Below are 21993 nucleotides of genomic sequence, written 5' to 3'. Positions count from 1 at the left end.
TCCGGTGCGATGGGAGTCAGAGCAGAAGCCGTACGGCCATGACGATCAATACCACGTTCAGGACGACGCGGATCAGTCGTTCGCCCCGCTTGACGGTGAAATGCGCGCCGAGCCATCCGCCGACCGTGGTGCCCACGGCCAGGCTGGCCCCGACGAGCCAGAGCACCTGGCCCTTGTCCGCGAAGATGGCCAGTGCGACCAGGGTGTAAATGCCGATGATGAAAACCTTGAAGGCATTCACGCGGACGAGGTCGAGGCCGACGACACGGTAGAGCACGGCCATGAGAAAGAACCCGACGCCGGCCTGGATGAACCCGCCGTAGAAACCCACCGCGACCATAAGAAGATGTCCCAGGACGAGTCTTTGGGGCTTTTCGGTTTCGGTCTCGTCCCGCTGTTTCCTGCTCATCAGGACCAGCAGCAGAATCATCAGGCCGCCGAGGATCCTGTTGAACAGTTCGCCGCTGACCTGGGTCCCCAGGTACGCCCCCATCGCCGCCCCCGGTACGGCGCAGAGCGCCAGGGTCAGCATGATCCGCAGTTCAGCGTATCCCTTTTTAAAGAAGCTGGTGACGGCGGACGCGTTCTGAGCGACGATGGCCACGCGGTTGGTGCCGTTGGCCACGTTGCCCGGCAGTCCCATGAAAATGAGGACGGGGAGGGCCAGCAGAGACCCCCCGCCGGCGATGACATTCAGAAACCCGGAAAGAACGCCCACGCCGGCGAGCAGGAACAGCTGCCAGAGTTCAAAATCCATGGACGGTTACCCTGGAGTCGGAGCGTCTTCGCGCATCAGCCCGTCCGATTTGAGCTCAGCCCACAGGTCCACCGGAATGGCATGCTGGAAATTCGCGATGTTCGACTCCACGTACTCCGGTTTGACCGCACCGGGGATGACGGACGCGACGGCCGGGTGGAACAGGGGAAACTGAAGGGCCGCCGCGGCCAGGGGGACGCCGTGCCGTTCGCATGCGGCCTGGATGCGGCGGGTCTTCTCCATGATCTCCGGCGTCGCGGGATAGTAACCGTAGGTCGATGTCTCCGTCGGGCCGGTGACCAGGATGCCGGACGCGAAGACGGCGCCGATCACGATACCGATACCGTCCTCTTCGCATCGGGGCAGTTCCCGGTCGAGGGCGTCCTGGTCAAGCAATGTATACGGCATGGCCACGATGAAGAAGTCCAGCGGCATAAGTTCCAGGAAGCGCAGCATCATCCCGGTCTTGTTCAGGCCGGCGCCTACGCCCTTGATATCGCCCGAGGCCTTGAGTTCCGCCAGCGCGCGCCAGCCGCTGGTGAACAACTGATGGAGATAAGCCTGGATCTGGGCCTCGTTGTGGTAGAAGGGATCCAGGTCGTGGATCAGCAGCAGGTCGATACGGTGGATCCCGAAACGGATCAGGCTGTCTTCGTAGGACCGCATGATACCGTCGTAGCTGTAATCGTAAACGTGGTCGAAGGGCAGTCCCCCGCACCAGAAACCGTAATCGAAGTTCTTGAGATCCCGGGTCGCCTTGAACACGCGGCCGACCTTGGTGGACACCACGTAGGATCCGTGGGTTTTCTGGCGGAGCAATTCACCCAGCCTCAATTCGCTCTTGCCGTAGCCGTACCACGGTGAGGTGTCGTAGTAGCGGATACCGGCTCTCCAGGCCGCCCGTAGCGTGGCGCGCGATTTCGCGTCCGTGACGGGCTGGAACAGGTCTCCCAGTGGCGCGCTGCCGAATCCGAGTTCGGTTACGTGGGCGTTTGTGGTCCCCAGTTGTCTCGTGGCTATAGGCATACTGTTTTCCTTTCTGTGGAATCCATCCATCGGGCCCGGCTGGCCGTCGAGACGGAAGGCCGTCACATCCCGGTCGGAACCCGTATAGGTTAAATGCCCGCGTGCTTCGTGTCACCTGTTTTATGGCGGCTGTACCGGGATGAAACCATTGACAGCCCCGTCGGATTTCCTTAAGATTCACCTGCGATTTCTTTTCAATTTCCAATCCGTAGACTAAGGGGCAATGCCCTTGTTCCGATTTGCCCAGGTCGCGGCCATCCGGCGGTGGGTGGGGCGCATGCGTCCGGCGGCCGTTCTGCCTCTGCTCGGGGTCGCCCTCGTGCTGACCAGCCTCTCCGTTCTCGCGTTACAGGATGGCGATGTATCGGATCCTGGTGGAACGGATCGGTATGTTAACTCATTCGGCGTCAAGCTCCCGCCCGATGCCGCGGCGCCGGATCTCCAGGTTCTCACCCAGTTTTCGCCCGACAACCGGTATCTCGACCGGGGTACTTCAACCTATAAACAGGCCTGGGGGGTGGGCCTGGTGGCCGAGCCGCTCGCCCGCGTGGACCGGGATTTCAACCTGCTTCCGGCCGGCGCCACTTCATGGGAACTGTCCGATGACGGGCTGACCTGGACGTACCAAATACGGGAGGGGATGATCTTCGCGGACGGCCATCCGCTAACGGCCCGGGACTACGAGGCCACCTTCCGCCGCTGGGCGAATCCCGAGACGGGCTTCGACTTCGAATGGTACTTCCGCTCGATCAAGAACTGGACCGACGTCGTCGGTGGACGCCAGCCCCTCGACTCTCTGGGCGTCAAGGCGCTTGACGAGCACACCGTGGCCTTCACGACGGAACGTCCCACGCCCTATCTCCCGCTCCTGCTTGCCAAAAGCTGGGTATCCCCGACCCACCTGTTCGACAAATACGGCCCCGAATGGGCGACGCGGCCCGAAACCCATTTCGGCAGCGGACCCTACCGCCTGGTCGAATGGATCAAGGGCGACCGCATCGTGCTCGGCATCAACCACAACTACCGGGGTCCCATCAAGCCCATGCTCGAGCGGGTCGTGGCCAGATTGTACAACCTCGCCGTGCCGCCCCAGTTCCTTTCGGCGTACGAGGCCGGCGAGGTGGATTATGTCCCCCTGACCAACCAGGCCGAGATCAACCGGATCAAGGCGGATCCGGTCTTGCGCGAACAACTCAATGCCTACACGGACTTCGCCACGTATTACCTGATGCTGGACACCTATAATCCACCCTTCGACGACGTCCGCGTGCGCAAGGCCTTCGCCCATGCCATCGACGTCGACGCCATCATGAAGTCGGCCATGCGCGACGTGGGCATACCGGCTTCCTCCATGCTGCCGCCCGGGTTCCCGGGTTCCAGCTCGGAGGAACTGGCCCCGCTGCAGCGGTTCGAACCCGAACTGGCAAGGCGCTATCTGGCCGAGGCCGGCTATCCCGGCGGCCACGGTTTTCCGGAGGTGAACATCTGGCTGCGCGGGGAGGCCGCCAACATCCGGACGGCCGCTGAGGCGGTGCAGGCCATGCTGAATCAGCACCTGGGACTGGATGTGGGCGTGCGCAACGTGGAGCGCAAGGTCTACCTGGACGCCATGAGCGCACGGGAACTGACCCTCGGTATGGTCCCCTACCAATACGACTTCATAGACGCGGGCAACCTGCTGACCATCTGGCTTTCCAACGGGCGCCACGCCTGGCACAACGACCATTTCGAAGGCCTCGTGCGGCGGGCCAACGAACTGGTGGGCGATCCCGGCCGGCGTATGGCCATGTACAGGGACGCCGAGCGTATCCTCGTCGATGAAGCCGGGGGGATATTCCTGTGGTACATCCGGATCAACCAGATGTGGAAGCCCTTTATCAAGGGAGATGCCCTGGAGCCCAACAGGTGGGGTTACCGGGCCTGGCGGGGCGAGCTCATGTCCAATCTGCAGACTGAGCTCTATATCACGAAAGACATATTGAAGGATCCCACGAAGAACGAACCGAAGCCCTTCCGGTTCTGGCAGTGGCTGACCGGCGAGGACTGATGCGCGCTGCGTGCGGGTCGGCCGCGGCTCGGCCGGTCAACCAATGCCCAGTATCTCCCCCGCGTCCCGGTGAATCATCCTTTCCATTTCCGCTTCGTTCAGGCGGGGCAGTTTCGTACCCTCGAGCATGGTGTTCAGGCCGCGCAGGTCGCGGAGCGTGTCGTCCACCGTCGTGACCGGGTAATCGGTGCCGAAGAGCAGCTTATTCCATACCCCGTATTCCTGGACGAGCATGAGACTGTGATAAAACTGGAAGGGACGGTAATGCAGCCCCGAGATATCGGCGTATACGTTGGGGTGCTTGCGGATGACCGCCACGGTTTCACCTTCGTAGGGATGACCGAGGTGGGCCATGATGATCCTGCAGTCGGGATGCTTGATGGCGACGGCGTCCAGGTGCCGGGGCAGGGTGCAGTCCAGCGGCGCCTGGTCCACGAACGTGGTGCCGGTGTGCAGCAGGACGGGCAGTCCGTGCCGGGCGGCGTAGCGCCACAGGTCGTCGAGTTCAGGGTCCTGGGGATAGAACCCGGCGTACATGGGCAGCAGCTTGATGCCCCGCATGCCCAGGTGCTCCCGGCCTTCAGCCATTTCCTCTTTCCAGCCGTCCTGGGTGGGGTCCAGCGACATGAAAGGAATCGTCTGATCGGGGTACGCCGCGCAGTACTCCGCTACGTAGCGGTCGGGCGTCCACAGCCCCGACAGCCTAGCCTTTCCGCCGAAGACCACGGTCTTCACGGGTGCTCCGGCGTTCCGGGCCGAGGCTAGATAGCTTTCGTACGACGGCGTCAGGTCCAGTTCATAGCCCCGCATGCGAATGGCCTGCTCCCGAAAGGTGTCGTTGAAGTGGTCGGGATACCTCCAGGCATGGGAATGCACATCGTAAATCATTAAACATCCTCCTGGGTTCAGGCTATCGCTGGCCGTCGTACCTTCTCAGCGCGGGCGACCGCCAGGCGATGACGGCGACGGCCGCAAGGCAGCCGATCCCGCCCGTGACGACGGAGAACGGCGCGCCGGCGAGTCCAGCCACCAGTCCGGCTTCGGCCTCGCCGAGCCGGGGCCCTCCCATGACGAACATCATGTTTACCGAGGTCATTCGGCCGCGCAGTTCGTCCGGGGTCGAAAGCTGCATGATGGTATGGCGCAGCACCATGCTTATCGTGTCGAAGGCGCCGGTCAGCAGCAGCGCCGCGAAGGTGAGCCAGAAGCTGGATGAAATGCCGAAGACCACCGTGGCCAGCGCATAGCACCCCACCGCCTTGAACAGCAGCCGGCCCTGGCCGGAGATCACGGGGAAGGTGGACATGAGCGCGCCGGTCAGCACGGCGCCGATCGCCGGGGCAGCCGAGAGCAGGCCGTATCCCCGTTCCCCCACGCCCAGCACTTCCGTAGCGAAGATGGGCAGCAGCGAGGTGGCGGAAGCGAAGAAGGTGGCGGTGAAATCCAGCACCATAGCCGAACGGATGATGGGCGAACGCTTAATGAACCGGAGTCCGTCGAGGGCCGCGGCGAAGCTGACCCGCGTCACGCCCCCGATGCTCCGGTGGACGGTGCGCATCATCAGGATCGGCACGATCATGAAGGCGAAGGAAACGGAGTTGATCCAGTAGACGGTCGCGATGGAACCCGTGGCCAGGATCAGGCCGGCCACGCCCGGCCCGGTCACCGATGCCACGTGGGACGCAGTGATATTGATACTCATAGCGTTGGCGAGATGCCGCCGGGATACGAGGTTGGGCACCATGGCGTTCTTGGCCGGACTGCTGAAGCATCCGATCCCCGCGCTGATGGCGGTGATTACGTAGAGTGCCGTTGCGGAATCCTGTCTTGACCACGTAATCCATGCCAGCGTGGTACTGATAAGGGCGAGGCCGCATTGGGCGATGAGCAGAACGCGCCGGCGGTCGTGGGTGTCTGCGATCACTCCGGCCAACGGGGAAAGGACCAGGATAGGAATGAGTCGTATAACCGCCATCGCGCCAAGAGCATACGCGGATTCGGTCAACTGATACATGTGCCACAGCACGGCGGTCTGCTGCATGCGGGATCCGGTGAGTGAAACGACCTGGCCGGACCACAGCAGTCGGAAATCGCGGTATTGGAGTGCGGGAAACCGGTTTCGTACGGCTTGGAGGGTCAGCGGCATGACGAAACTGAAGATACCATGTGGTCAGTGGCTGTCAAGGCGCGCAGCGGCTGTCGAGGAGGCCGGGCTCGGCGCGGTACGCGTCCTGCCAGGGCACGCGTCCCGCGAACCGCCGCCGGGACATTGGTCTTGACACCTCGTCGACATACCTGATATCATGGCGTCCGGGCGCCCGCTTCCGGGCGCCGACTGCCGGGCGCTGGCTTCCTGGCGCCGGCTCGCATTCATCCGAACGGAGTACAAGACATGCTGTTCATCAACGAAGACCAGGTTGGCCGCTTGCTGTCCATGCACGACGCGCTGCGCGCGGTCGAACAGGCCTTCAGCGGGCTCGGAACGGGGAATGCGGTGAACATCCCCCGTTCCAGGGTCCGGCTGCCGGGCCATACGCTCCACGTCATGTCCGGGGGGATTCCGGCGTTGAATCTAACCGGGCTGAAAGCCTATACGACCACGCGGCACGGCGCGAAGTTCGTCGTGGTGCTCTTCCAGGAGGACACGGGGGAACCGCTGGCCGCGATTGAGGCCGACCGCCTCGGGCAGATGCGAACGGGCGCGGCGAGCGGCGTGGCGACGAAGTACATGGCCCGGCAAGACGCGGAAATCGTGGGCGTCATCGGTACGGGGTGGCAGGCCCGAAGCCAGCTTGCGGCGGTCTGCGGCGTACGCGCGGTGACCTCCGTTAAGGCCTTCGGGCGGGACCGGGCACGACGGGAGACTTTTAGCCGGGAGATGAGCGAGGCCCTCGGGGTGCGGGTATATCCGGTCGAATCGGCCTGTGCCTGCGTGGAGCAAGCGGATGTGGTGATTACGATCACCAGTTCGGCACAGCCGGTGCTGGAAGGCGCGTGGCTGACGCCCGGCGCCCACGTGAACGCCGCCGGTTCCAACGCGCTCGTTCGCAGCGAGATCGACGTGGAAACGGTTCGGCGGGCCAGGGTGGTGGCCGTCGATTCCAGGGAGCAGGCGAAAGTGGAGTGCGGAGACTTGCTCGAGCCTGTGGAGAAGGGAATCCTTCACTGGGACCGCATACACGAACTGGCCGACGTGGTCGCCGGCCACGTGCCAGGACGCATCGAGCCCGCCGACATTACGCTCTTCGAATCCCAGGGCCTGGCCGTGGAGGACGTGGCCGTGGCCGCGGTCGTTTATGAGCGGGCGAAAGCCGAAGGTGTGGGTCAGCGGATCGGGTGACGGTGGGCGGGTGACTGCCTGGCAGATGAGAAGTCATCGGCCCAGCCGTTTAACATGGCGTGAGCCGGTATGAAACGCCGATGGAATGCCGGCCGGATATCCACGGGGAACGAAAGGATGCGTCAGCAGCAGGGGCGCCGCTCGCGTATCCCGTTGTCTCGCTCCAAGAAATGCAAGACGTCCTGGGCGTTGATGTACCAGGTCGATATTTCCCCATCCTCCTCCTTTTCCGTAACCTTAAACAAGCCGTTCGAAGGCACTTCAATTTCTGTTACACCTTTAGCGTGAACATCATATGATTGCTGTCCCCCCGAATGTCCGACCTGAATCTCATCGTGTCCAACCTCCGCATCCCGTAATACCAGCATCTCGATTTTCAAAATACCTCCTTTAGGGGCGCGTTTGGCGGATCCCGTGTTAATACCGCCAATTACAGGTCGAAGTTGACTTTCAGGTAGTCAGTCAGGGCGCTCTCCACACCCTCCTTAATTGCGTCCTGCAGATATTCGACGTTGCCGTTGTGTATACCATAGGAACCATACGGCGTCTCGTGATACATCTTGAAGCGCAACGGCCACCATTCTGACGACGACAAATCGGGATGGTAGACAGTACGTCCAAAACGAACATCGATGCTGAAGAACCTATCATTGCAGCCAACGGCTACACTCAAAAACAAAGATGCATCGAACGACGTCCTGGATCGTGCCCATTCACCTAGACTCATTCGCTTTATACGAGATCGCGTCAGTATCCCGTCAATCAGCGGCTCAACCTCTTTTTGATCATACTCGCAAACCGATCCAGGGAGGTGACGCACATAGAGCTCATTCGGGTTACTCTTATATAACCCTTGCCTTCTCTTTCCATCAAGTTCTTCCAGCTCCCCAGCATCCTCCTGCCCGGTTGCCGTGAACGTAACGGCCGCGACTAACAGCACTACCACCAGCCGAATCATTTGAACACCTCCAGACCTCAGTTGTCCGTGATTCCCTGCTCGAGGTCGTCCAGACGCCGCGCCAGCGCCCGAGATCTCTGACACACCCGGCACGTGACCAGGTGCATTTTCCTATCGAGTTGATCCGCAGTGTCTGATTCGTTCAGAAATACCACGTTGCATGCATCGACGGCCCGGTACGCCGCCAGGTCCGCGTCCCGGTCCATGCCGCGGATCGGACGCTCGCACAGCGTCACGAAGTCGATCCAAATGTGACTGGCGTGCGTCACGCGCTGCGTCACGCGCACGGTTGAATTCGGTGCCCTGGGCAGCGCGAGCCCGTGCCGGCGGCGGAGATCCTTGGGAATTCGATCCGGAGCCGGACCGTCGTTGGCGTTCCGGATAACCCACAGGACCGCGAGGACTACCAGGACCGCCAATATGATCAGAAACTCGGCCACAAGCCACTATACCGATCCGCGGTTGCGGTGTCAATGCCGGCCGGCCTCACGCGCACGGCGCGTTTCCTGCCACCGCCGCGGGTCGTAGGACCCGGCTCGGTTGCCTACCTGGACGGCCGTACCGCGACCTGCAACTCCGGAGTTTTGCCACCGCTCTGCAGATCTACACCCGGAGGTGGAAAACCGCCGTACAGACCTACATCCGGAGTGGCCTTGCCAGGTCCTGCCTGCATCCCGTGCCAGATCACGCGAAATCACACGGACTGCGCTAAAAAAGACAGGGAACTGAATGTCCATAGGCCACCCCCCTCCCTCTGGAGGATGTTTTGAATCGTGCAACGGGCCAGTCCGTACTCCCTGGAAGGTGACCGCGGATTGGGTGTCCGCAGATCGACTGACAGCGTGGCTTTCCTATTTCCTCATCGCCGCGACCCGGTCCCAGTAGGCTTTGGCGCCGGCCCGGAGCCAGTGGTCGTACACGGTGAAGAAGAACCGGACGCCGATCTCGGCGTGCGCTTCGAACGTCTCGTCGCCTACGAGCGACCCCGCGTTCCGGCCCGCCGCGACGATCCGCGCCAGGGTATCGGATACCACCTTCTTCACCTCCGGGCGGTACATCTCTCCCGGATAGCCCATGGTCTGGGCCAGGTCCCCCGGGGCGACGAAGAACACGTCGATGTGGTCCACGGCGAGGATCTCGTCCAGGTTCTCCACGGCCTCTATTTCTTCGATAAGGACGATGACGAGGATCTCATCGTTCACCTTCGCGATGAATTCGCTGTTCTCGGTGCCGTAACCCCGCCGGTTGAAGTACATGCCCCGCATGCCGGCCGGGGCGAACCGGCTGGCGCGCACCACGCGCTCCGCCGCCTCGGCGCTGCTCACATGGGGGACGACCAGCCCGCTGACCCCGCAGTCCAGCGTGCGGCCGATCAACCCGGTCTCATTGGCGTGCACCCGCAACACCGACGCCATGTTCCACAGGTCGCAGGCCCGGGATACGTCTCCGATCCGGTCGAAGGTGATGTCCCCGTGTTCTCCCTCGATCCAGTAGCCGTCGAAACCGAACTGCCCCATGAAATCGATGGAATTCGCCGTATGGCTGTGGCCGCCGACCACGTGGGCGACTTCGCCGGCCCGCAGTTTTTCCAGCACCCTGTTTCCTCGCATCGGCCTTGATTCTCCTTTTCATAAACCGGACAGCAACGGACTTCCGCCAACGATCCGGCATGCTGATTCTCTAAGGTGGATGACCAACCTGGGCAAGTTACGTGGTGACCCTCCATTATCAAGGCTTTTATGCCGGGGAAAGACGGATGATATCGGGCGCCGATGAGGCGGTCGGCATCTAGCGCTGCCGGGGGGTGTTTTCCCATTTCCCACAGCCGGTGGAATGGACCGTATCGTCTTGACACCATTGGGGGTCGTCCTTAGAATAGTCGGGTTGTCTTGTATCGGTCGGCAATTCGTCCATTCACGCTATCCAGGACTACCCATGACCACACCATCCAGGCATCCCATATCCGCCGAAGAAGCTGCGTACTGGTCTGAGATCCGGAAACAGTTCTACCTGATGGACGACGTGACCTACCTGCAGGGCGGAACGGTAGGTCCCTCCGCCAGGCCGGTCATCGAACGCATCATCGACCTGATGCGGGAATTCGAGGCGGATCCGCTCAACCGCCGGCATGGAGACCTGCTCAGGCCCCTGGTGGAGGCATCCCGGGAGAAGCTGGCCAGGTTCGTGGGGACGACGCCGGACCGGATCGCCCTCGTGCTGAACACGACGATGGGCATGAACATACCCGGCCAGGGCCTGATCTGGGAGCGGGGCAGCGACGTGCTGCTGAGCGACCAGGAATACCCCGCCGTCCGCGCTCTGTGGACGTGGCTGGCCGAGCGGGACGGCCTGAACCTGAACTATGTTTCCCTGCCCATTCCGCCGACCTCGCCGCAGGACATCGTGGATGCCTACGCCGCGGGCATCACGGAGAACACCAGCGTCGTGATCTTCAGCCACGTGTATTTCACGACCGGACTGGTGGCTCCCATCACGCAACTGACCCGCCTGGCCCATGGCCACGGGGCCGTGGCCATGGTGGACGGCGCGCACGCCGTGGGGATGGTGCCCCTGGACCTGTCCGAAGTCGGATGCGACTTCTACGCCAGCAGTTGCCACAAGTGGCTGCTGGCACCGAAGGGCGTGGGGTTCCTCTACAGGATCCGGCCCGTGATCATCGGCCACAACATGCGCGAAACCGACTCGGCCAGCCGCTATGACGTAAACGGGACCCGGGACCTGACCCACCACGCCGGCCTGGGCGAAGCCATCGACTACCAGGAGGAAATCGGCTGGGAAAGCAGGATCCGGCCCTATTGCCTCGGACTTGCGCGGTACCTGAAGGCCCAGGCGGTCGAACGGATACGGGGAGCCCGCCTCACGATCCCGATGGATGAATCCATGTCCGGGTTCATTTCAGGTTTCTCGATCGAAGGCATCGACCTGTCGAAGGTATGCCAGTATCTCTGGAGCGACTACAAGATCGAGGTCACCGCCCTCGGGGTGAATGGCCAGTCGTTTTTCAGGGTGTCCACCCATTTCTACGATTCCTACGACGACATTGACCGGTTCATCAGCGCGATCAACGAAATCATCGCGAAGTATCCCGACGTCCACCTGGATTGAGCGTGCCCATGCCCCGTCCCAAATTGTTGCTGCCCGGTCCCATCGATATCTGGGAGGAAACCCTGGAGGCGCTCAGCCAGCAGGTGCTGCCCCACTACGGTGAAGACTTCGGTCCCATCTACGAAGAAACCGTATCGATGCTCCGGACCATATTCCAGACCCGCAACGACGTGATCATCATGACGGCCCCCGGTTCGGGCGCGCTCGATGCGGGGCTCAGCAGTCTCTTCCAGCCCGGGGAACAGGTTGCGGTGGTGACCAACGGGCCGTTCGCCAATCGCCTCGTCGAAATACTGAAGGCCTTCCGTAGCGAGGTCATCGCCGTGGACGACCCCTGGGGCGAGCCTGGCGATCCGGACAAAATGCGTAGCGCCCTCGAACGCCACCCCCGGACCGCCGGCCTGGTCGTGGTCGCCAACGACACCGGCACGGGGGTGCGGAATCCGCTGAAGGCCTACGCCGGCCTGGCCCGTGAATTCGACCTGCCGTTTTTCGTGGACGGCGTGTCGGCCCTGGGCGGCTATGACATCCCCGTGGACGAACTGGGCATCGACGTGGCCGTGACTTCTTCTAACAAGGCCCTGGAGACCGCGCCGGGCCTGGGCATCCTGGCGGTCAGCGACCGGGCGTGGGATATCATACGCGGGAAGGACAGCATGCACAGGGGCTGGTACTACGACCTCGCCGTCTGGAAGCGGGCGTCCGAATCCTCGGGCGAGCATCCCTATCCCACGACACAGGCGAGCAGTCTGATCGTCTCCCTGCACGCCAGCCTGAAGCGGATCATGCAGCGGGAAACCCTTGAAGGCCACTGGGCCCGGTACGCGTGGGCCCAGTCCGTGGTTCGCGCCGGACTGCGCGCCGTGGGGTGCACTCCTATCGTAGCCGATGCCGCCGCGTCCTATACGGTGACCACCTTCCGGGTCCACCCGGACGTCTCCGAGGCCGCGGTGTTGCGAACCTACCTGCTGCGCCATCACGGCTTTCTGGTGGCGCAGGCCATGGGTGAGTTTACTCGCGATGCGCTGCGAGTGGGACACATGGGCAAAGCCGGTTCGCAAGCGTATATCGAGCCCTTCCTGCTCGGGCTGGAGGACTTCTTCCGTTCGGTCATGCACCATGACCTGGCGCCGGGCTGCAGCCTGGAGGGGTTGCGGCGGGCCGGGATTTCCTACTAGCGGCCGCCGTCGTCGCTTTCGCCGCCGTCGTCGCTTTCGCCCGGTGTTTTCCGTGGCGGCGTGAGCGAAAGTACCGTGTCCGTGAGGGACTGTTCGAGGGGATAGTGGTAGGACGTCCGGTAGTATTGCAGAAGGTCCCGGGCCAGGGTGTTCAGCGGATCGACGCTCTCGAACCGGTCGGGCAGCGGTTGCGGGTGGTAGAGCACGTTCAGCAGAGATCGCAGGGGCATGTCCGCCGGCGAGGCGGCCGGCACGTAGGTGACGTGGTACCCCGAATTACGGGAAAGCAGGCCTGAATCCACGTAAGCCAGGAGCATCTCGTCAAGCACGTTCTCCGGCGCGCCGGTCTGGGCGGAAAGCCGGTCCAGCCTGGTCGGCCGGTTTTCTTCCACGTAATTGCGGATGATGTAGAGGAAGGCGAGGACGTTGATGTAGTTCCGCAGCGCCGTCCCGTGGACCCGCTCCGATTGTCTCCATTCCATCGTGCCCACGTTCTGGATCGAATAGGCCAGGACGGCCCCCAGCAACAGGATCACCCAGCCGAGGTAGAGCCAGATCAGGAATAGCGGCAGGGCGGCGAAACCGGCGAAGAGAATCTCCCGCGCGCTCGCCTGCGTCGTGTCCGCGATGAACTGCGCAAAGAGCCGGTTGATCCATAGCCAGCCAAGCCCCGAAATAACGCCACCGACCAGGGCGGCCCGGATCGATACCCGCGTGTTGGGCACCGACCAGATAGTGAGCGAAAAAAAGAGTCCGATCAGCAGGACGGACAAGGGCGAGAAGCCCGCGATCCTTTCGAAGTAGGCCAGGATGGCGATGCTGCCCGACGAGCCCGTAAAGGTTACGACGCCCGTGATGATCAGCGGTCCGATGAGCAGCAGCGCCAGGTAGCTGACCAGACGCTGTCTCCAGCTTCGCATGCGCCGTACGTGCCAGATGTCGTTGAAGGATTCCTCGATGTTCGCCAGGATGCCGAGCACCGCGAGCATGAGGACGACCAAACCGACATAACCCAGCGTGGCGGTCTGGGCGTTGGCCAGGAAATCCATGATCTTCGTGGCCACGATGTCGCCGTTGCTTCCGAGGGGACTCAACCACTCCCGCAAGGTGGGTTCGAGGAGGTCCACGTAGAGTCCCAGGCTCTGGTACAGCGTGAATACGATGGCAAGCAGCGGGACCAGGGCGAGCAGGCTGGAGAACGTCAGGGCCGAAGCGCGGGTCAGCAGGCGGTCCTCCCAGAACTGGTTATACAGGAATATCAGGGATTTTGCGATGCGCACCAGGACGGCGTGCAGCGTGGAGAGGCCGCGTGTGTTGATGTGCCAGATCTCGCTGCCGATGAACCGGCTCGCTTTGCGTATTCGATGTATGGTGCTGGTTATGCTGCGGTGCACGGCGAAAGTCCTTGTACCCGATGGGAACACCGGTCGTCTTCCCGTTGTGTCATCCACAATGACCGGCAATCTACACCATATTGTCTGTTTCAGGCCAGTTTCGGCAACACGAATTGTGCGAGGCTCAGCAGTAGAAAGAAGCCGCACATGTCCGTTACCGTCGTAAGCATGGGGCCGGACGCCAGCGCCGGATCGGCCTTGACCGCCCTGAGCAGGAGAGGTATGCATCCACCCAGGCACGCCGCGAGCAGCGTGTTGGCCGCCAGGGCGGTGCCGACGATGAGTCCCAGGTAGGGGTTCCCCTTCCACAGCAGGGTGGCGCCGGCAAGCAACGCGCCGAGGACCACGCCGTTCATGAGGCCGACGGAGGCTTCCTTGACGAGGACCCGCAGGATTTCCCGGGGACGCACCAGCCCCAATGCCAGTTCCCGGATGCTCACCGCGACCGCCTGGTTGCCCGAGCATCCGCTCATATCCGAAATAATGGGAAGGAAGACTGCCAGGGTGATCGCCGCTTCCAGGGTGTCCTGGTATAGGACGATGACGCTCGCCGCCAGGATGTTCAGGACGACGTTGACACTGAGCCAGGACAGCCGGCGCGAGGCCCGTTTGATAACGGGCATGCTGCGCAGTTCCTCGCCGCCTACGATACCGCTCGTCTTTCGGAATTCGCTTTCGGTCTGCTCCGTCAGTTTTTCCTGCACGTCGGCGGCCCGCACCACGCCGACCAGTTCTCCGCTGTCATTCGTGACCGGAAGTCCCAGGTAGGTATAGGTCTCGAAGAGGTCGCGCATCTGGTCAAGCGGCGTATGTACGTTGACGCTCACGGGACCCACCGACATGATTTCCGTGAGTTGCTGTCCGGGCAGGGCCATCAGCACGTCACGCAGCCGCAGCACGCCCGACAGCTTCGCCCCGTCCGATACGTACAGGTACTGGACGTCGTATCCGGTGTATTCTTCGTGTCTGTTCCGCAGGTCGTCGATCACGTCCTGGACGGAGAGATGCACGGGATAGGAAACAAACTCCGTCAGCATGATGCCGCCGGCCGTTTCGTCCGGATACTGCATCAGTTGCCGGACTTCCTCAGCCGTTTCGTCCGGCATCGCCTCGAGAATGGCTTCCGCTTCTTCGTCTTTCAGATCGCCAAGCAGATCGGCCTGGGCGTCGCTGTACATTTCGTCCACGATCGCCGCAGCTTCGGCGGGAGGAAGATCCTCAATCAGGTCGACCGCCTGTACGTCCTCGATGCGGTGGATCAACTCGGCTGCGTTCTGGGGCGACAGGAGGCCGAGCAGCCGGGTGTGCTCTTCCTGGCTCAGGCGCGATACGGCCCGCGCCAGCTCGGTGGCCGTAAGCGACCCGATGTATGAAGGCAGCACGTGCCTCGAGCCGGCCTGGATGAGCGCCTGGAGATTCTGCCAGGGTTCCTGGCGGGCTGGATCTCTAGCGTCGGAATTCATGGATCGGTTCGAGGGCTAACGGGACGATAGCGGGGTCGTGCGTACGGGCTGCCCAGGATCTTTCGAGGCGAGTACCTCGACGTAAGCCCCGTAGTACTTCTTGATGTTTTCGACGTAGTGCACCGGCTGGCCCCCGCGTACGAATCCGTAACGGGCGCGTTTGTAGTATTCGGGCCTGGACAGGAGCAGCATGGCTTCTTCGACGTGGCCGAACCACTGGTTGGGATCCTTCCCCAGTTCCCTGGCGAGGCGCCGGGCGTCAAGCAGGTGTCCGTAACCGGCATTGTAGGATGCCAGGGCAAAGTGTATCCGGAATTCCATGGGTAGCTTGGGGTCGAACCGTTTGATGAGATGATCCATGTACTTCACCCCTGCGTGGATGCCTTCGTCCGGATCCTCCAGGCGGGTAAAGCCCAACTGCTTGCCCGTAGCCGGCATCACCTGCATCAGTCCCTGTGCACCGACCCAGCTCACGGCATTCGGATCGAACCTGGATTCCTGGTACATCTGCGCCGTGATCAGCCGCCAGTCCTGTCCGTAGTATTCGGCGTATTTCTTGACGTGATCGTCGTATGGAGACAGTTGCCCGCTCAGGTCGACCCTCAGGGAATCCCGCGACTTGGCTATGGTGCGCAGGTTCTCGAAGTACTTCTGGTGCATCAGGTTGAAAAACAGTCCCCGTTTTTCCTTTTTGATGTACTGGTCCAGGGCCGCGAGGAGGGCGGGATTCTCCCTGCGAACCGCCCAGCCCAGTGACGCCGGTTTAACGCGAAACGCAGCCTTCAGGTTACGGCCGTAAGCCTGTTCCACCTCCAGCAGGTTGGAATCGGCCATGGTCACGTCGTAAATACCCTCGTCGACACCAACCATGATATCCTCCGTCTCGACATCGTCCGGCAGTCCGACGATTTCCAGTCCTTCTATGGAGTCGGCTGCCGCCTCGAGCGTTGCGCGAAACGATGAGCTGTTTCTGACGTGCAGCTTGCGTCCGGCAAGATCCCTGAAACTCGATATGCCGCCCTCGCCCGAGCGAACCACCACTACTTCCTCCACGTCGTTGTAGGGCAGGGTAAAAGCCGCCCGGGCCCCCCGCTCGTCGCTGATTGTCATCGCTGCCGCGACGATATCGCCCTTCCCTTCGTTCAGGTAGTCCAGCAACTCGGCGTGACTGTCCGGTATGACGATTTCCAGTCGCAGATCGTTCCGATCGGCGAATTCATGCAGGAGTTCGTATTCATATCCGACCTGCATGCCGCGGTGGATGAAATAGGTAAGCGCGTTGTTTCTCGTGATCATACGCAGCCGGCCGCGCTTCTTCAAACCGTCCAGATCATCGGTGAACACTTCCTCCCGCTTGCGCAAAATCTGCCGGGCCAGAAGAATCTCGTCGATCTTTTCCTTGAGATCCGTATCTTCCGGCCGCATCAACAGCACGACCATGCGGTTATGGGCCAGCACCATCGGCGCGGCAAGGTTGTCATATTCGGCTTTGACGGCCTGCCAGAGATTGTCATCGCATACCGTCGCTTCGTATTCATTGCGGGAAACGGCGTCGACGATCTGCTCCGTGGTCATAGTTTCCGGGACCATGCCGATTCGCAGTTCCGGCACCTTCTTCTGAAGCTCGAGCAGTGTCTGGTAATACGAACTGGACGGGCGAACGCTGATCTCCACGCCGGCCAGGTCTTCGATTTCATCGGGCGCCGAGTTCCCCGCGGGAACGATGAGATACTCATCGACATAGTGGTATGGTACCGAGAAGGTTGTCCGGGCTCTCCGATCCGGCGTGTCTGTCAGATTAGCTGCGACGATGTCGCCTTCGCCCTGGAGAAGTTTCTCGACCATCGTAGAGTGGTCGGCGGCGGAAACGAATCTGAGCTCAAGTCCCAGGTCTTCGGACACGGTGCTGGCGATATCGTGGTCGAGCGTGACTGGTTCGGCGTTCCGGGGCATATGGGTCATGGCATCCGGACGGACGATTACGCGGACCACACCGCGCGATCGGAGTTCCGGCAGATCACCGGTATATTTGGGCGGTTCCGGCAGTCCGGAACCATCGCAGAGCACGGCGGTCAAGCAGATGAATACGGCTGAGAAAAACAGGACGCTGACGCGAGGCAACACACCCCTCCTCCTTTGAATTTACCCGTCCCGGGCGAATCCTGCCGGGGCGACCTCAACTTGACAGTCCACGGGCCTTGCGTTAAGATACAGCCCTTGAAATATATGCATCGGCGCCGGCGATGCGACAAAAAAATGCCGGAAGAACCGGCCCCGGCGGGAAGGAACGGACTATGGATACCCTCTTCAACCTCCTCGAACAGTCGTGGCAGTGGACCGGCGAGGAAATCGGCATAACCTTCGCGATTCTACTGGGGACATTTGTCGCTAAATGGCTGTTCAAGCACTTGATGACCCGCGCCGCCAAACGGTTGGCCCGCGTTACCACGACCCGCCTGGACGACATGCTGATCATGGCGGTCGAGAAACCCCTCGAATGGGTGATCGTCGTGCTGGGTCTATACCTCGCCATCTATACGCTGCGCCCGCCCGAAATGGTGATGGGGGTGTTGAGGGCCGGGTTCTGGGTACCTTTCTCGCTTTTGACGGCCTGGATGATCTTTCGGTGCGTCAACGTCTTTACGTCGATGCTCAAGGAGTGGGCGCACAAGACGGATACGACTCTGGACGATCACTTGGTTCCGCTCGTGGAACGGGCTTTGCAGATCATGGTATGGATCCTTGCGGCGCTGATGATCCTGCAGAACCTCGGCTACTCGGTGTCCGGCCTGCTGGCCGGACTGGGGATCGGCGGCCTGGCCGTGGCGCTCGCCGCCCAGAAGACCCTGGCCGACGTTTTCGGATCCATCATGCTGCTGGTCGACAGGCCCTTTGTCGCGGGAGACTGGATCGTGTCGCCGGACCGGGAGATCGAAGGCGTGGTCGAAAGCATCGGTTTTCGTAGTACCCGGATCCGGACCTTTGAACAGACGCTCATTGCCATCCCCAACAACCGCCTGGCGGAATTCGTGATAGACAATATCTCGTCGCGTCCCTATCGCCGCGTATGGATCGCGGTGGGACTTACGTACGATACGCCTTCGGAACGGATGAGGGAGGCTGTTTCGAGGATAGAGCAACTGCTTCGCACCCATCCCGAGGTAAGCCAGGAGTCGACCATACTGGTCCGATTCAACGAGATTGCGGAAAACTCGCTGGACATCATGGTATACTACTTTACCGCAACGACGGATTGGGCCGAGTATCTGAGGATCAGGGAGGACGTCAACCTGAAGGTCATGGAGATCGTCGAGTCGCTCGGGCTTCAGCTTGCTTTTCCTACCCGGACGGTACACGTCTCGCACGAACCGGAACCAGGGGAGAAGGGGTAGTACCGGGATCAGACAGTCACGCGCTCCAGCCAGGACCGGTTCGCTTCGATCCCGAATCCCGGGGCGTCGCTGGGTGTCAGGCAGCCGTCTTCTATTACGGCGGTCCCCGGCAGTTCGACCATGTCGGAAAGGGGGACTCCGGGCGGAGACACCCCGCTGGAGCGTTCTCCCCAACGGGCCGCGGGCATGGCGAAGACCAGGTGCTGGCCGTAGGGATCGTTCATGGCGCCGTGGGGAGCCACGGTCAGGCCGGCGGCTTCGGCGATATGGCAGACACGGACCGCGGTGGAGAGTCCGCCGCACCACTTTACATCCGGCTGGAAGATATCCACCAGGCGGTGCTCCGCAGCATAGAGAAACGGTTCCGGCAGGTACCAGTGCTCTCCGGTGGCCAGCCCCTGTCCGGGCAGCCTCTGGCGGACCGCCGCGAAACCGCTCATATCCTGGGGCATCAGTAAGTCTTCAAGCCATTTCAACCGGTAGGGCTTGAGCGATTCGCCCAGCCGCACGGCGTATTCCACGTCCTGTGCCATCCAGCAATCGAGCATCAATTCGACTCCGTCGCCGATCGCGGCCCTGGTTTCCGCCACCATTTCCACCGCTTTGTTCAACCCGTCGATACCATCATCCGGACCATACGGCATGGGGAGTTTTACCGCCTTGAATCCCAGTTCGAGGTACCATTCAATGTCGAATCCCGTGGCGTAGCAGGCGATGCTGTCCTTCTGCGGGCCGCCCAGCAACTCGTACACCGGCCTGCCGAGCAGTTTTCCCTTCAGATCCCACAGGGCGAGGTCCACGGCGCTGATGGCGTAGCTCGTCGCGCCCTGGCTTCCGTAGGCGGCGCTCGCGCGAACCATGAGATCGTAGCACTTTTCCGTCGCCATGACGGACTGTCCCGTCAATAACGTCCTGAAATGTTCGTTGATTACGGGGAGGATGGGACCGCTGTGCTGGGTCAGCCCAATACCGAAGGATCCGTCGTCCGCTTCGACGATACACGCCGCGGATGGCCAGGAGGGTCCCGCGGCCCCGCGCCTGCCCCGGTACTCCGGGTACCGGTCCATGGGGCCCGCCGGCTGGCGTCCTTTTCTCTGCAGCGACGATTTGACCGCTTTCCTGGCTCTGGACAGGTCCACGATGAAGGCATGGATGTTTCGGATGTTCATTCAGACGCTCCTTGGAAACCGTCGTCCTGGTCGTCTTTCACGATACGCTTGACGTGGTTGTAGTGGGCGGTCTCGATCAGTTCCCGCGTCTCGGGGGACAGCACGGCCTTGATTTCGTCCGGAAAGGGCATCGCGAGCCCGGCGTGCTGGGGCTTGTAACGCAGCACCAGGATGCGCCGGATACGGTCCCTGGGCCGCCATTCGAGAATGCCGTGGGTCATGAGTTCCGAGGTCACGATGCTGTCGCCCGCCCTGGGTGTGATGTTGACCACGCCCGGTGCGAGATCCTCCACGCCGTGCATGAGTCCGTTGTTGAACAGGTTTTCGGGGCGGGGGAAATTCGCCTTGTGGGATCCGGGCAGCACGATGAGACCGCCGTCGCCCGGCAATACGTCGTCCAGGTAGGGGAAGACGATGATATCGTCGCAATAGACCCGGCCGTGATGAGTCTCGTAGCGAGTGCTTTCCCAGCCGAATCCTTCCCTGGCGCAGTGCAGTCCGCCCACGGCCGATTCCCCGGGACGGTCCACCTGGAGGGTGCCGCTGATCAGCCTGGGCTTGTCGTTGGTGAGTTCCCGCACGATGGGCCAGATCGACGGATGGCGGGTCAACCCTTCGAGCGACTTGTCGAAGGCGAAACCGTGGAGATGCCGCTTGCCGTCGAACCCGAATCCGGGCGGCAGCCGGTCCTCCGGGGTGTTCATGTACCGGTCCGACGCGCGCTGGCAGGCCGCGAGTTCCTGCTTCGAAAGCGCGTTTTCGATGTGCAGGTAGCCGAACACGTCGAACAGGTACCGTTGTTCCGGAGTCATCATGCCTGTGCCTCCTGATTGCCCTGCTGCGTCCTGGTTCAGTCGCCGAACGCTGGATTATACTTTAAATTCCGCCAGAAGGTCATCCAGCCGCCGGACGAACCTCTCCCGCCCGGATTCCGGGATATCGTGAATACGCGCCACCACGCCGCTGATGTTCGATCCGGAGCGGTCCGGACGGTGTGGCGGCTCGAAAATGGCGACGTCGGCCGCCGTGTATCCCACGTAACCCGTAACACTCGGTACGGCATATAGACCGTGCCTCAACCGGGACAGCTCCCTGCTCTCTTCGAAGATCGTACAGGCGTCCCTCAGGCACCGGGGAAGATGGGTCGGACTCGAAACGAGGATGATCCGCTCCACCCCCCGGTCGAGGAACACGCGGCCGGCGTGGGCTATTTCCTCCCGGGTGTTTTGCGATTCGGTATCCAGGCGCAGTACGGACTCGATCTGTTTCCTGTACAGACCGGATGAATCCGGGTGCTTTAATTCGGGCAGGTGTTTCTCAAAAACCGAAAAACCCACGAGTTCGTCGAACCGTTCCCGCAACAACCGGGCCGTCGCCTCTGATTCCAACATGCCATTCTTTCTGGACGCGCCCGAACCGAAAACCATTACATCAGCCTGCTCGCACAACGCGACAAACACGCCCAGGGGCACCCGGCCTAACCGGTCCGGCGTTTCTCCCCACGCCACGGACTCCCACCGTTCGGCGTTCAGATTGTATCCATGAACGAGAATGCCGGTCTTTCGCTGACCGGCAGCGGGAGAAACACCGGCCGTCACGTGCTCACTCATGCCAGGCTCCATGTTCCCCAAAAGGGATGCAACGGGAGGCGAAGTGCTTCAACGCGCCGCTCTTGACCACGATCGCTTCCGGTCTCAGTACGGCGGCGTAGCTGTTCAGGAGCGCGATCAGGTCCAGCAGGGACCGGTAACCCGATATACCCGACATGTCAATGTAGATCTTGGTGAATTCCTCATTCAGTTCGAGCGCCGCCCTCACGTCGAATGCGTCCAATGTTTCAAACCGGAGGTGGGGATGGCGTTCCCGGGCCCGATCGATCACTACCGGACTTACGTCCGTACCGATTACGGCCGCGGCGTGTTCGGCGATGATCGTGGTGGTCGTACCCCATTCGCAGCCGATTTCGAGCACGGTATCGGAGGCGTTCACCCAGCAGGGTATGCTTGCCCGGTACTCCTTGACGCCGCGCGTGCCGACGAACAGGGTATTGGACCGATACTGCCTGTTGTTTGCCATATCGGACCAATAAATACGGGACTCACGATATCGTCAAGAAGGACGGCGCGCCGGTTGGGCCGTCGAG

The 21993-nt window shown here is 61.8% G+C and carries 20 protein-coding genes; 5 read left to right on the top strand and 15 right to left on the bottom strand.

The window, feature by feature from the left end; translation table 11 throughout:
• Positions 1-16: 16 nt before the first annotated feature.
• Both OXG98_12385 and OXG98_12380 read right to left on the bottom strand, forming a co-directional pair.
• The gene (locus OXG98_12385; protein MCY3772799.1) at positions 17-757 is read right to left on the bottom strand and encodes a sulfite exporter TauE/SafE family protein; all 741 of its coding nucleotides are present in this window, start codon (positions 755-757) and stop codon (positions 17-19) included.
• Between the two features lie 6 nt (positions 758-763).
• The gene (locus OXG98_12380; protein MCY3772798.1) at positions 764-1783 is read right to left on the bottom strand and encodes an aldo/keto reductase; all 1020 of its coding nucleotides are present in this window, start codon (positions 1781-1783) and stop codon (positions 764-766) included.
• A gap of 229 nt (positions 1784-2012) precedes the next feature.
• Between OXG98_12380 and OXG98_12375 the strand changes: the two genes are divergently transcribed.
• Entirely contained in the window at positions 2013-3830 is a 1818-nt protein-coding gene (locus OXG98_12375) for a peptide ABC transporter substrate-binding protein (GenBank protein MCY3772797.1), read from the top strand.
• A gap of 36 nt (positions 3831-3866) precedes the next feature.
• Here the strand turns inward: OXG98_12375 and OXG98_12370 are convergent, their stop codons facing one another.
• Positions 3867-4718: an amidohydrolase family protein gene (locus OXG98_12370; GenBank protein ID MCY3772796.1), complete on the bottom strand. Its 852-nt coding sequence runs from the start codon at positions 4716-4718 to the stop codon at positions 3867-3869.
• Between the two features lie 22 nt (positions 4719-4740).
• On the bottom strand, positions 4741-5976 hold the full coding sequence (locus OXG98_12365; GenBank protein MCY3772795.1) for an MFS transporter: 1236 nt from the start codon (positions 5974-5976) through the stop codon (positions 4741-4743).
• A gap of 246 nt (positions 5977-6222) precedes the next feature.
• Here OXG98_12365 and OXG98_12360 point away from each other — a divergent pair, with 246 nt between their 5' ends.
• On the top strand, positions 6223-7170 hold the full coding sequence (locus OXG98_12360) for an ornithine cyclodeaminase family protein (GenBank protein ID MCY3772794.1): 948 nt from the start codon (positions 6223-6225) through the stop codon (positions 7168-7170).
• A gap of 122 nt (positions 7171-7292) precedes the next feature.
• Here OXG98_12360 and OXG98_12355 read toward each other — a convergent pair whose 3' ends face one another.
• The 4 genes from OXG98_12355 to OXG98_12340 form a co-directional block, all read right to left on the bottom strand.
• Positions 7293-7550 carry a hypothetical protein gene (locus OXG98_12355; protein MCY3772793.1) on the bottom strand — a complete coding sequence of 86 codons (258 nt, stop codon included), beginning with the start codon at positions 7548-7550 and terminating at the stop codon, positions 7293-7295.
• Between the two features lie 50 nt (positions 7551-7600).
• Complete coding sequence (locus OXG98_12350; protein MCY3772792.1) at positions 7601-8128, bottom strand: hypothetical protein; 528 nt, start codon at positions 8126-8128, stop codon at positions 7601-7603.
• A gap of 17 nt (positions 8129-8145) precedes the next feature.
• On the bottom strand, positions 8146-8568 hold the full coding sequence (locus OXG98_12345) for a hypothetical protein (GenBank protein MCY3772791.1): 423 nt from the start codon (positions 8566-8568) through the stop codon (positions 8146-8148).
• Between the two features lie 411 nt (positions 8569-8979).
• Positions 8980-9738 carry an aldolase/citrate lyase family protein gene (locus OXG98_12340; GenBank protein ID MCY3772790.1) on the bottom strand — a complete coding sequence of 253 codons (759 nt, stop codon included), beginning with the start codon at positions 9736-9738 and terminating at the stop codon, positions 8980-8982.
• 325 nt (positions 9739-10063) lie between these two features.
• Between OXG98_12340 and OXG98_12335 the strand changes: the two genes are divergently transcribed.
• Complete coding sequence (locus OXG98_12335; protein MCY3772789.1) at positions 10064-11254, top strand: aminotransferase class V-fold PLP-dependent enzyme; 1191 nt, start codon at positions 10064-10066, stop codon at positions 11252-11254.
• Positions 11255-11262: 8 nt separating this feature from the next.
• Complete coding sequence (locus OXG98_12330; protein ID MCY3772788.1) at positions 11263-12432, top strand: alanine--glyoxylate aminotransferase family protein; 1170 nt, start codon at positions 11263-11265, stop codon at positions 12430-12432.
• Here the strand turns inward: OXG98_12330 and OXG98_12325 are convergent.
• The 3 genes from OXG98_12325 to OXG98_12315 form a co-directional block, all read right to left on the bottom strand.
• On the bottom strand, positions 12429-13826 hold the full coding sequence (locus OXG98_12325; GenBank protein ID MCY3772787.1) for a YihY/virulence factor BrkB family protein: 1398 nt from the start codon (positions 13824-13826) through the stop codon (positions 12429-12431). The genes OXG98_12330 and OXG98_12325 overlap by 4 nt on opposite strands.
• 89 nt (positions 13827-13915) lie before the next feature.
• Complete coding sequence (gene mgtE / locus OXG98_12320; GenBank protein ID MCY3772786.1) at positions 13916-15289, bottom strand: magnesium transporter; 1374 nt, start codon at positions 15287-15289, stop codon at positions 13916-13918.
• 15 nt (positions 15290-15304) lie between these two features.
• Entirely contained in the window at positions 15305-17242 is a 1938-nt protein-coding gene (locus OXG98_12315) for a transporter substrate-binding domain-containing protein (GenBank protein ID MCY3772785.1), read from the bottom strand.
• A gap of 341 nt (positions 17243-17583) precedes the next feature.
• On the opposite strand from OXG98_12315, the gene OXG98_12310 reads away from it, so the two are divergent.
• Positions 17584-18681: a mechanosensitive ion channel family protein gene (locus tag OXG98_12310; protein ID MCY3772784.1), complete on the top strand. Its 1098-nt coding sequence runs from the start codon at positions 17584-17586 to the stop codon at positions 18679-18681.
• Between the two features lie 8 nt (positions 18682-18689).
• On the opposite strand, the gene OXG98_12305 is transcribed toward OXG98_12310, so the two are convergent.
• The 4 genes from OXG98_12305 to OXG98_12290 are packed head-to-tail and all read right to left on the bottom strand — an operon-like array spanning position 18690 to position 21926.
• Complete coding sequence (locus OXG98_12305) at positions 18690-19850, bottom strand: hypothetical protein (GenBank protein MCY3772783.1); 1161 nt, start codon at positions 19848-19850, stop codon at positions 18690-18692.
• Positions 19847-20665 (bottom strand): phytanoyl-CoA dioxygenase family protein, encoded by an 819-nt coding sequence (locus OXG98_12300; GenBank protein MCY3772782.1) that lies wholly within the window; start codon positions 20663-20665, stop codon positions 19847-19849. The genes OXG98_12305 and OXG98_12300 overlap by 4 nt, the downstream gene beginning before the upstream one ends.
• Positions 20666-20719: 54 nt before the next feature.
• Positions 20720-21460 carry a YdcF family protein gene (locus tag OXG98_12295; GenBank protein MCY3772781.1) on the bottom strand — a complete coding sequence of 247 codons (741 nt, stop codon included), beginning with the start codon at positions 21458-21460 and terminating at the stop codon, positions 20720-20722.
• Positions 21453-21926 (bottom strand): class I SAM-dependent methyltransferase, encoded by a 474-nt coding sequence (locus tag OXG98_12290; GenBank protein MCY3772780.1) that lies wholly within the window; start codon positions 21924-21926, stop codon positions 21453-21455. The genes OXG98_12295 and OXG98_12290 overlap by 8 nt, the downstream gene beginning before the upstream one ends.
• Between the last annotated feature and the right edge of the window lie 67 nt (positions 21927-21993).

It is taken from the genome of Gemmatimonadota bacterium (assembly GCA_026706345.1).
Classification (GTDB): Bacteria; JAAXHH01; JAAXHH01; order JAAXHH01; family JAAXHH01; genus JAAXHH01.
The sequence above is the reverse complement of the archived record's forward strand: the minus strand, read 5'-3'. Positions and strand labels throughout refer to the sequence as shown.